This window comes from Sporosarcina sp. USHLN248 (assembly GCF_037144575.1).
GTDB classification, from domain to species: domain Bacteria; phylum Bacillota; class Bacilli; order Bacillales_A; family Planococcaceae; genus Sporosarcina; species Sporosarcina contaminans.
The window spans coordinates 75171-85234 of the sequence record NZ_JBBCZC010000011.1 but is presented as its reverse complement, the minus strand read 5'-3'; the positions used below and the strand labels follow the sequence as shown (position 1 = coordinate 85234).

Annotated in this window: 12 protein-coding genes; 7 read left to right on the top strand and 5 right to left on the bottom strand. The window is 39.3% G+C overall.

What is annotated here, in order from left to right; all coding sequences use genetic code 11:
* Positions 1–81: IS3 family transposase (locus WFH04_RS18335; protein WP_408020174.1), on the top strand; the 81-nt coding region annotated here is incomplete at its 5' end.
* Between the two features lie 912 nt (positions 82–993).
* Entirely contained in the window at positions 994–1176 is a 183-nt protein-coding gene (locus WFH04_RS06540; RefSeq protein ID WP_336823260.1) for a hypothetical protein, read from the top strand.
* Positions 1177–1230: 54 nt separating this feature from the next.
* Here the strand turns inward: WFH04_RS06540 and WFH04_RS06535 are convergent, their stop codons facing one another.
* Positions 1231–1533 carry a YunC family protein gene (locus WFH04_RS06535; RefSeq protein ID WP_336823259.1) on the bottom strand — a complete coding sequence of 101 codons (303 nt, stop codon included), beginning with the start codon at positions 1531–1533 and terminating at the stop codon, positions 1231–1233.
* A gap of 132 nt (positions 1534–1665) precedes the next feature.
* On the opposite strand from WFH04_RS06535, the gene WFH04_RS06530 reads away from it, so the two are divergent.
* The 4 genes from WFH04_RS06530 (at position 1666) to WFH04_RS06515 (ending at position 4060) form a co-directional block, all read left to right on the top strand.
* Complete coding sequence (locus tag WFH04_RS06530; RefSeq protein WP_336823264.1) at positions 1666–2466, top strand: S1C family serine protease; 801 nt, start codon at positions 1666–1668, stop codon at positions 2464–2466.
* Between the two features lie 254 nt (positions 2467–2720).
* Complete coding sequence (locus tag WFH04_RS06525) at positions 2721–3167, top strand: hypothetical protein (RefSeq protein WP_336823258.1); 447 nt, start codon at positions 2721–2723, stop codon at positions 3165–3167.
* Positions 3152–3442: a DUF2653 family protein gene (locus WFH04_RS06520; RefSeq protein WP_336823257.1), complete on the top strand. Its 291-nt coding sequence runs from the start codon at positions 3152–3154 to the stop codon at positions 3440–3442. Before WFH04_RS06525 ends, WFH04_RS06520 begins: the two co-directional genes overlap by 16 nt.
* 105 nt (positions 3443–3547) lie before the next feature.
* The gene (locus tag WFH04_RS06515) at positions 3548–4060 is read left to right on the top strand and encodes a GNAT family N-acetyltransferase (protein WP_336823256.1); all 513 of its coding nucleotides are present in this window, start codon (positions 3548–3550) and stop codon (positions 4058–4060) included.
* Positions 4061–4099: 39 nt separating this feature from the next.
* On the opposite strand, the gene WFH04_RS06510 is transcribed toward WFH04_RS06515, so the two are convergent.
* The gene (locus WFH04_RS06510) at positions 4100–4426 is read right to left on the bottom strand and encodes a hypothetical protein (RefSeq protein WP_336823255.1); all 327 of its coding nucleotides are present in this window, start codon (positions 4424–4426) and stop codon (positions 4100–4102) included.
* 263 nt (positions 4427–4689) lie between these two features.
* On the opposite strand from WFH04_RS06510, the gene WFH04_RS06505 reads away from it, so the two are divergent.
* Positions 4690–5670, top strand: a complete 981-nt coding sequence (locus WFH04_RS06505) for an LCP family protein (RefSeq protein ID WP_336823254.1) — start codon at positions 4690–4692, stop codon at positions 5668–5670.
* Positions 5671–5745: 75 nt separating this feature from the next.
* Here the strand turns inward: WFH04_RS06505 and WFH04_RS06500 are convergent, their stop codons facing one another.
* The 3 genes from WFH04_RS06500 to WFH04_RS06490 form a co-directional block, all read right to left on the bottom strand.
* Complete coding sequence (locus WFH04_RS06500; RefSeq protein WP_336823253.1) at positions 5746–7206, bottom strand: alanine/glycine:cation symporter family protein; 1461 nt, start codon at positions 7204–7206, stop codon at positions 5746–5748.
* A 140-nt stretch (positions 7207–7346) separates the two neighbouring features.
* The gene (locus WFH04_RS06495) at positions 7347–8678 is read right to left on the bottom strand and encodes a trypsin-like peptidase domain-containing protein (protein WP_336823252.1); all 1332 of its coding nucleotides are present in this window, start codon (positions 8676–8678) and stop codon (positions 7347–7349) included.
* Positions 8679–8951: 273 nt separating this feature from the next.
* On the bottom strand, positions 8952–9806 hold the full coding sequence (locus WFH04_RS06490) for a YitT family protein (RefSeq protein ID WP_336823251.1): 855 nt from the start codon (positions 9804–9806) through the stop codon (positions 8952–8954).
* Positions 9807–10064 lie beyond the last annotated feature (258 nt).

The window sequence follows — 10064 nt, the reverse complement described above, 5'->3', positions numbered from 1 at the left end:
TGGTACAACAAATTTCGAATACACGGCACCCTTGGTTATCTGACACCGATGGAATACCGCAAGGCTGCCGCAGGGAGTTAAGCAGATATCGTGCAAGGGATGTTGCGACTTTACAGTGAGGGGCGGGCATGATAACTTTGGCAGGATGAGCCGGATCTCTTTGAAGCTGGCGTCCTGGCTCGGAAGTCATGCCCGTAGAGGCTCGCTGTCAAGTCGCAACTGCAAACGCAGGCAGACCTTAAAACTTTTGTGCAGTTTAGTGTTGACAATCCAAAATTGTTTCAGAACGGGTATAGATGGCTGGCGAAGAAGGTCGATCAACTATGGTGCTATTGAGCCCATCTGTTAGTCTGACTCCAACGACCACGGTGCAGCACAGACTGTCGCACTCTATACGACTAGCACTCATGAGATATTAGTCTTACTCTGGTTATTGCACCAGCCTGCCTTTATTCTAAGAAGAATTGAGTTGGTTCCTGATTTAACTTTTTACTTAATATATTCATTCTGAAGGCTCAGCATTTTGTTAAAAAAACTTTTTCTGAGTCTCTTTTGTTATGCAATTTTGTAGATATTGATCATTTTTTAATTTTCATGGGAGTTGAAGAAGAAAAGTGAAGCTTATTCAACAATCGTGCCCGACTGTTTGAAGACAAACTTAAACAAATTAGGCATATTATGACTTTATCTTACTTATTTTTTATCGTATCTCTTTTCTCGACCGACGAGCGATAACGTTCGGGAAGCATCTCGTAGTTGATATTTGAATCGTAAAAGACATTATTAACATTGGCCTCCTCCTAAAAAGAACATACGTTTCCTTATAGTATATGCGGAACTTCTGCTCATATACAATGTTTTATATTGGAAATTAGGAGAATGGCGTCCAGTCAATTACATGAAAAAAGGTTATATATTTTTCGGAATCGGACATCATACATCATGTAAGTGAAATTATATTTCATTTAACGATAAAACGAAGGAGTGTTGAACGTGACAGAACGTCAAAACAGGGAAAATCAACGCAATCGGGACAACAACGAGCGCAACAACGAACGCAATAAAGACCAGAACCCGAATAACATCGAGTTTGCGGATGATTTCTTCGAGGACATCCCGAATAGAGACAATAACCGCAACGACAATACGAACCGTAACAGAAACAACCGTAAATAACAAAAAGAACCCGTGTCGCAGAAAAGCGACACGGGTTCTTTTACAAATATTGCCTTACACCATTTTTAAAAGCGCTTCTTCCCCGGTCATCCCCACTTGAATTCCGCACTGCTCCGCTTCATACGTGACGGACTCCAAAGGCGCTTTCAACAATTGGTCAATCGTTTTGACGCCGACCGCCCGACCTGCAATAATTTTACGATCGGCCAACACATCATTCAATAACCCCACATCTAAAGCACCACACATGATATATCCTTTTTCATTTGATACTGTTAATAAAGTAGTCTTCGGCAAACTTACAGAAACGGCCGTAAACGGATGTCCTTCAATTATAATTGGTGACAATGTAATCAAATCACTCTCCCCCTTTCCATTCTATACATATGCAAAAGCATCAGAATGGGAACGCTTGGCGCCAATTCAATAGCCAACTTCGGTATAATGAACAACAGAAGGACAGGAAAAGGAGGAAGTGATGTTCTGTTGATGCAAAATCAGAAAGAAAAAAATAAAGATCCCGATGTTGAATCCGATGAAAATTTGACGGAAGAGGAATGGAATGAGCTCGTGTTAGAGGCGCAGCGGGAAGCTTTGCAGAAACAGCCCGAAACGGAGGTTAAAAAACACCCGTATCGCTGGATCATTTATCTTATAGCAGTCGTATTGGCAAGCAGCACATTTGCAGGTCTCCTCCAAATATATTCGATTCCCGCGATCGATTTTTTACGTACATCCACCGCTTTGTCAAAGCAGCCAGATATTGCTGCCTATAAGGAAGCCGTCGTCGTCGTTGTAACAGAAGATGGCAAAGGAACCGGATTTGCCATTTCCGACGATGGTTTTATTCTAACGAATCGGCACGTCATCGAAGATAACGAATCCATCACGGTTGTCTTCCCTGAAGCTGGCCGTTTCACGGCATCACTGGTCAATACGTATCCGGCTATAGACCTTGCTGTACTAAAAATTGACGGTGAAAATCTTCCTTATTTGCCTCTGTCAAGGAATGCCGAGCTTGCGAAGGATGAATCCATTACTTTTATCGGCAATCCGTTGAGTTTTAAAGGCATTGCCAATGAAGGAACGATTATCGCGCCGACTCAATTAAAAGATTGGACGGACGAAGTGATCATGATTAAAGCACCCGTTTATAGAGGAAATAGCGGAAGCCCAGTATTAAATAATAATGGCGAAGTGATCGGTGTTATTTTTGCCACTTTAGACGACGAAACATATGGAAAAGTAGGCTTGTTCGTACCGATTGATCTTTATTTTTCATATCAATAGAGCTAGCAAAGTCTGATATTGTTTTAGCTGATCATGCAATAGCACATCGAGGAGATACTAATGTCATCAAGGTAGTGGCCGAAAGAGATTGTAAGAAAAAGAAATGAAGCTATTTAAAAAATGCGGGGCTGGATCGGTTCCGTATTTTTCTTCGGAGGCAAACCATTTTTATTTTAGCCTTAAATAATTTATACTGTTCAATAGGAACATATAAATAAATAGACAATTTGTTCCAAATGATGGAGGGAAATGATTTGAAAAAGGTACTATCGGCATTAATTGCAATTACAGTGATCATGTCACCAGTTGGAAGCATTGTGCTTGACGATCATGTTACTGTTGAAGCAAAAGGCTACAAATCAGGCAAGAAAAGCTTTAATACAAATCACAACAATAACTTCAATAAACAAAAAATGGAAAAGAAAAAAGAAGAACAAACACCCGTTAATAAATCTTCTAACACAAATTCCTCAAAAGGTGGTTTCTTCTCTGGCGGTCTAATGAAAGGCTTATTTGTCGGCGGGATTGCAGGTCTTCTATTTGGTAGCCTCTTCGCCAACATGGGTATGTTAGGCTCGATTTTAGGATTCGCCATTAATGTTTTGGCCATCTTGCTCATCATCAGCATCATACGCAAGATCTTTACAATGCTAAAAGATAAAAAAGACAAGCAGGATATGAACCCATGGCAGAATTCGTAATATCTGAACAGGACATAGTCAATGCGATTTGCATAGATCAAGCTCGCAAACATCAATTAGAGCCCGAGCAAGTCGAAGTCGAACTATTTTACGATGACGATGATGAATTTTCAGCAGAAGCGTTCTGCAACGGCCAAAAGCAGATTTTGAATTCATTTAACATGATCCAAGCAATTCGGCTTTGGATAGAAGAAGTTTTAGGGCAAGATCCTTACGCGGCAGGCATAAAGTTGCTATTAGACCGGGAAGAAGGCATTATTGCCTCGGTCCATTAAGAAAAATCGTCCGGCAATGAGAAAGCTGGACGGTTTTTTTATTCGATTCATACAAATGATGGAATGTAAAATTGAACGAAGAATTTTAGTGAAAAGAGGGATTGAATGGAAATTGTCTATTCAACAGAACGTCTCCATTTATGTGTTTTTAATAGCCGCTGCCTAAGTGCAATGTCCGAAGTATGGGGAAATGATGATGTAATGGGATTATGCAACGGCGCTATTCCACACGAAAAGCTGCCACTTATTATAGAAGCTTATGCAAATTGTCACCATGAGAATGGTCTATCTGTCTATGCTGTACAAGAAAAAACGAGCGGAAAAATAATTGGAGCTGCCGGATTCAATCTAACAGAGCATATGGATACAATAGAATTAATTTATCATTTCAACAGAACGTCTTGGGGGAAAGGATATGCGACCGAGGCTGCGGCAGCTTGCTTGGAGATTGCTAAAAATCATAGCGGAACACATCTTATCACCGCATCAGCCGATCCACAAAATCAAGCCTCCCGTAAAATCCTTAAAAAAATCGGATTTACGGAAATGGGCACGAAATGGTTCACTGATACCGAACAGGAAGAACCGTATTATGAATTGATCGTTTCGGATAAATAAAGAGACACCGGCAATTTCATTGTTGCCGATGTCTCTTTATTACTCACTTTGAACAATTGCTTCCATTTCTTCTTTGCTAATCACTTTTTTAGGAAATTGGTCATATACCTCTTTTAGCTGAACATTCATCTCTTCAAGTTCTGTTCCTTCAAAAAAAGGATATTCATAATAGATTGCATGACTACCCGCCTGAATAACGATTTTTAAAAGCTGCAAAGCCTGTCGGCCAGAGACATCTTCATCTGAGAAGATCGGCTCTTCGGGATATTGATTCGATTGATTGACGAAAAGATGGCCGGTTTCCCCTTTTACAAAGTGTTTATGTGCGAAATCTTGAAGCTCCTGTAAGTTTGTCGCTCGTTTCAAATTCATCACCCCTATCTTTTTTCTTTCCTTTTATTCCATAGCGCAAACAAAAAGTAGTATATAAAAAATGTTTATTTTGCAAAGATCGCAGAATTTATATAGGTTAAAGCTTCAATACCATATTTTGGTCGAAAACCTTTTTAACAATAAAACGTCTATATAGGTTGAGGCTTGCTTGCCTATCTCTTTTAATGCTATGATCTTGCAAGCGAACAATAACAATAAAGCAACTGAAAAATCTACTTATTATAAAGGTGGTTTCTATGAGAAGGATAGATAAAAAGAAGAAAAGAGGTCGAAAGGCTATAAAGATTGCCTTAGCCCTTTTGCTTATTTGTATTGGGTTAGGTGTATATTATTGGGTAGATCAATATAAGCAAGGACAGTCCTTAGCAGAGGATAGTTCATTTAATAAGAAAGACAAGGATGAAAATGACATATTCGACGGGCCTGAACCGCAATATGGTGAAATAAATGTACTCTTATTAGGAACTGATGCCCGTAAAGACGAAGATGGCCGTTCCGATTCACTTATGATCGCACATTACAACCAAGACAAAAAAGAAGCAAAGCTTATTTCGATTATGCGGGACACTTATGTAGACATTCCTAACCACGGAAAACAAAAAATAAACGCTGCGTTTTCAATAGGAGGCCCAGAACTTGTTCGTCAGACAATTAAAGAAAACTTCGGCTTAGATGTCCATTATTACGCAATGGTCGATTTTAAAGGGTTCCCTAAGATAGTCGATATTATCGCCCCTAACGGAATTGAAGTGGACATCCCTTATCCGATGTCGCATGGAATCGGAATGACTTTACAGCCAGGCGTGCAAACTTTGCATGGCGATCAACTATTAGGTTATGTCCGTTTCAGATATGATTACAAAAACGACTTTGGCCGAGTTGAGCGGCAACAAGAAGTCCTCACTAAGCTAAAAGAAGAAGCGGTCAGCTTGCATAGTCTTATGAGTTTACCGAAACTGTTAGGCGCCGCGGATGGCTATATTGACACGAATTTAGACAAAATGACAATGCTATCGATCGCCAAAGGAATATTAGATAATAAGTCGCAAAAAATAGCTACATTACGTATTCCGATTGACAATTCATATGACGATCCCGATACGAATGTAGGACGGGTGTTGGATATCGATTTTGAAACAAATATTAAAGCGATTGAACAGTTTTTGGATGATTCAACAGATTTAGCAGATAAAAATGATAAAGAAAACGTTGAATAATAGACTGCATTAGAGTAAAAGATCCTTTCCCATGAAAATGCGAGAAAGGATCTTTTTATTTTTACGAGGCAGATGTTATTTTTTATTTTTCTGCTTTGCGAGTTTAGGATATTCATTTTCCCAAAAATCGGCATTTTTAATTCCCAATTTCTTAGGTTCAAAAACCGGATCAAGCCCTGCCTTTTTCTGCTGTTCATAATCTTTTAGTGCAATCAATGCAGGTTTAGCCAACATTAAAATAGCGATGACGTTCAACCAAACCATAATACCTAAGCCTACGTCTCCTAAAGCCCAAGCAATATCGACTGTTCGGATTGTACCCCAGAATGTCGTCACAAGAATGATCAATTTCAAAATGAGCATAGCCGTATCCGACTTTCGATTTCGGAATAAGTAAGCGATATTCGTTTCAGCGATATAGTAATAGGCCATAATTGTTGTAAAAGCGAAGAAGAAAAGAGCAATCGCAACGAAACCAGCACCAAAACCAGGTAAAATGCTATCTACTGCCGCTTGCGTATAACCTGGCCCTTGCTCTACAGTCGGAATGTTTTGAACGATGAAGCCTCCTCCATTATCTTCCGTATTATACATTCCTGTAAAAAGAATCATGAACGCTGTTGCGGAACAGACGAAAAGCGTGTCAATATAAACGGAAAATGATTGAACCAACCCTTGTTTGACAGGATGAGATACTTCTGCTGCAGCAGCTGCATGCGCTCCCGTGCCTTGTCCCGCTTCATTCGAGAAAATGCCTCGCTTCACACCCCACGAAATTGCCATACCGACAATCCCTCCAAATGCCGAGTCAAGCGCAAAGGCACTCTTGAAAATCAGGCTAATAACCCCTGGCAATTCCGTAATGTTCATTAATATAATGACAACTGAAAATAGAATATACCCCAATGCCATAAATGGAACTAAAATTTGAGCAGTATGGGCAATCCTTTTAACACCACCTAAAATGATAAACCCTAATAACAAAATGATGACAAGACCGGTAATCCAATTCGGAATATTAAATGCGTTATGCATACCTTCTGCAATTGAATAAGATTGGACCCCAGGCATTAAAACAGCCATAGCGATCAGAGCTGCGATGGCAAACAACATGCCAAACCACTTCCAGCCTATCCCCTTCTCGATGAAATAAGCAGGGCCTCCACGGTATTGACCATCTTGATTCACTTTGTAAATTTGCGCCAAAGTCGATTCCACATAGGCACTGGCAGCACCGATGAAGGCAATCGCCCACATCCAAAAGACGGCTCCAGGCCCCCCATAGTAGATAGCAGTAGCGACCCCTGCAATGTTTCCTGTGCCGACTCGTCCAGATAATGCAATGGAAAGCGCTTGAAATGAAGAAATTCCTGCATCCGACCCTTTCCCTTTAAACATGAGACGCACCATTTCCTTAATATGGCGAACTTGTAACCCCCTTGTTAAGACTGTGAATAGCAAGCCTACTCCTAATAAAAAATAAATGACCGGTGTACTCCAAAGCACATTATTTAAGCCATCCACAAAAGCTTGCAAACTTATCCCCCCATTCTTTTCATTTACAATATGATAGAACAATTTTGGTTATACATTTCCCGAATAAGAAGAGAATAATCATAATCTTTGATGTACAGCAATAAAAAACCGCCTTGCATTTTTTGCAAGACGGATTTATATTATTTCGTTGTAATATCGGTAATTTGGTAATAGCCTTCTTCATCAATAATCACATTATATTCTTTTTGTTCCTCATGCATTGTTGACTTTTTCTTACCTTCAATCACTTTCACCGTCTCGTACGTCGTTACTATCGCATATTCTTCTTTCTCGTCAATTTTCACATCAGTCACTTCATTAGATTCAAAACTGATGATGATATCTTTTCCGTTAACCTCATCAATATGGTCATATAATTCATCATAAAGGTCGCTATCGATCAGCACCATATCTTCAATCCAATAGAAATCCTCGTAATAGAGCGCCATTTCATAATATCTCCTAAAATCGAGAATGAACGCTTCTAAAGAAGATTCATCGAAATAATAGTCATAAACTTCATCATCGAAATACGTATTCGCAGCATTATCATCTATAAAAGATTCGTAAAGATCAAACAGCTTGCTAATTTCCCGATCGGTCATCGGTTTTTCGACCCAAGAGTCGACAATATCAATCATACTATAAGCAGGAATTGAAAATGCAAAGTTGTTCTGGTTTGTATAAAGTAGTGAATTAATGCCGATTACTTTTCCTGTTTTCGCATCCAATAGTGGACCGCCACTGCTGCCTTGATCGATTTGCGCATCGACTTGATAAAGGTTTTTATAAGTAAAGCCAAAATCAATATCTCGACCGATTCCTGTTAAATAACCAATTGAAGCAGAGTTTTCAAACCCTTGTGGGCTTCCTAATGCGATGACTTCCAAACCGATGTCGGACTCTTCCAAGTCAATCGGTAACGGTTGCTCGCTGCGATAATCTTCTGCCTGAATGAGAGCAATATCAAATTCATCGGAAATGCCAATTAGTTTGCCGAGGGAATCTTCCCCTTTGGAATTTCGGACGATAACATTCGAATAGCCCGCAACGACATGGGCGTTCGTAATGATATAACCGCCTTCCCGATATAGAAATCCGGACCCCATACTGTCTTCTGTATATATAGTAAAGACCTTCGGCATCGCTTCTTTGATGACAAGTGTTTTATCCTTTGATTGTTTCAATTCATTATTATCTAACTGAGCTGCTGTTTCTACTGTATTGAATGAATCATCATTATGAGAAACTTCATTTTCTATCATTGCTTGCTCGCTATCAGCCGGCGATAATACAAATGAAATCAGGCTGTAAACACCTATGCAAAACGCTACAAAAGCTGCTACAGAAGCGCCGGAAGCAATCCATATCCATTTCCGCCGACTATTTTTATGCTCAGCTTTCATTTGAGCGCCACAATTGCTGCAAAATTTACCTTCCTCATTCTGTTGACCACATTTGCGGCAAATCATTCCATCACCTCACCTCAAGATTCCCATCTTTCGTTCCATGATTTTCTATATACTATAGTTAGTATACTATATGTTGCCGCTTCGTTGCCTTCGAATACTTAAGGATGATTTGTTTGGATTATCCCTTCATAGGTCTTTTCTATTACGGTTTAAGACACTAAGTAATAACGTAAATATGAATAGATACATCGCCCTAAAAGTAAGAGCATTTTAGTTACACGTACACGGCATGACAATATGAGAAAACGCATTTATCTGAATGAGCGGTTCGTTTTAAACTACCCCTTCATCTCGCCTAAAGAAGCCAAAAATCCCTACCGTTTGAACGACATTCGTAAATGCATTCGGATCTGTTTCCTTAATAATATGTTCCAAATCATATAATTCGTACCGAGTAATGACCACATACAGCATGCTTTTATCATCATTCGTATAGGCGCCCTTCGCAGGCAAAATCGTAATGCCTCGCACCATTTTTTGATGGATCGCCTTCTGTAAAGCTTCTGCTTCGTGTGTAATGATCATTGCTGTTACTTTTTCATGGCGAGTATGGAGCATGTCAATGACAGATGTTGTTACGTATAACGCAATCATCGTATATAGCGCATTTTCAGGTTCATATAAAATGCCGGCGAGCACGATAATAACACCGTTCAAAATTAAGAAATACACACCGATCGGTTTGTCTTGCATACGTGACAGCACCATAGCAATAATGTCCATTCCACCAGTGGAAGCTCCCAATTTGAGAGAAATGCCGATGCCGACTCCGGCAATGACGCCTCCAAAAACTGCATTTAAGATAATATCGTTCGACAGAGAAAGAACGGGTAGCAATTCTAAAAAGATCGTTGTAAAAACGACTGAAATAATGCTATATATCGTAAAGCCTCTCCCTACCTTAAACCAGCCTAAAATAAATACAGGAACATTGAAAATAAACAATAAAATACCTGTACTCAATGCTATGTCGAAATGATCGGCAAGTACGCTTGAAACAAGTTGCGCAGCACCCGAGAATCCGTTCGCATAAACATTTGCATTAATTAAGAAAAAGTTCAATGAAATCGCCATCAATAAAGCACCAATAATAACGACAGCGATTCTTTTTGCTTCGATGAAAAACATGTTGACCTCCTGTTTATGAACTTCATTTTATAGATAGAATTCGATTATAACTATTCTTTCCATACAAAGATACTCCTAAGCACAAAAAAGGCATCGACAATGATCGATACCGAATTGTATAAATATAGAAAGTATTAGTAATCTCACTCGAAGTAGGAGACGACTTATCATATTACTGTAAATTCGCAAGCACATTTTTATTTTATGAAAACATTAGTGAAATAAAACAGTTAGAATTCTTCATTTAAAAACCCTATC

What these genes read in the sequence shown, in the direction of transcription:
- WFH04_RS06490 (WP_336823251.1), bottom strand. Translation starts at nt 9,806, where the DNA reads ATGTTTTTCATCGAAGCAAAAAGAATCGCTGTCGTTATTATTGGTGCT.
- WFH04_RS06530 (WP_336823264.1), top strand. Translation starts at nt 1,666, where the DNA reads ATGCAAAATCAGAAAGAAAAAAATAAAGATCCCGATGTTGAATCCGAT.
- WFH04_RS06495 (WP_336823252.1), bottom strand. Translation starts at nt 8,678, where the DNA reads ATGATTTGCCGCAAATGTGGTCAACAGAATGAGGAAGGTAAATTTTGC.
- WFH04_RS06520 (WP_336823257.1), top strand. Translation starts at nt 3,152, where the DNA reads ATGGCAGAATTCGTAATATCTGAACAGGACATAGTCAATGCGATTTGC.
- WFH04_RS06515 (WP_336823256.1), top strand. Translation starts at nt 3,548, where the DNA reads ATGGAAATTGTCTATTCAACAGAACGTCTCCATTTATGTGTTTTTAAT.
- WFH04_RS06505 (WP_336823254.1), top strand. Translation starts at nt 4,690, where the DNA reads ATGAGAAGGATAGATAAAAAGAAGAAAAGAGGTCGAAAGGCTATAAAG.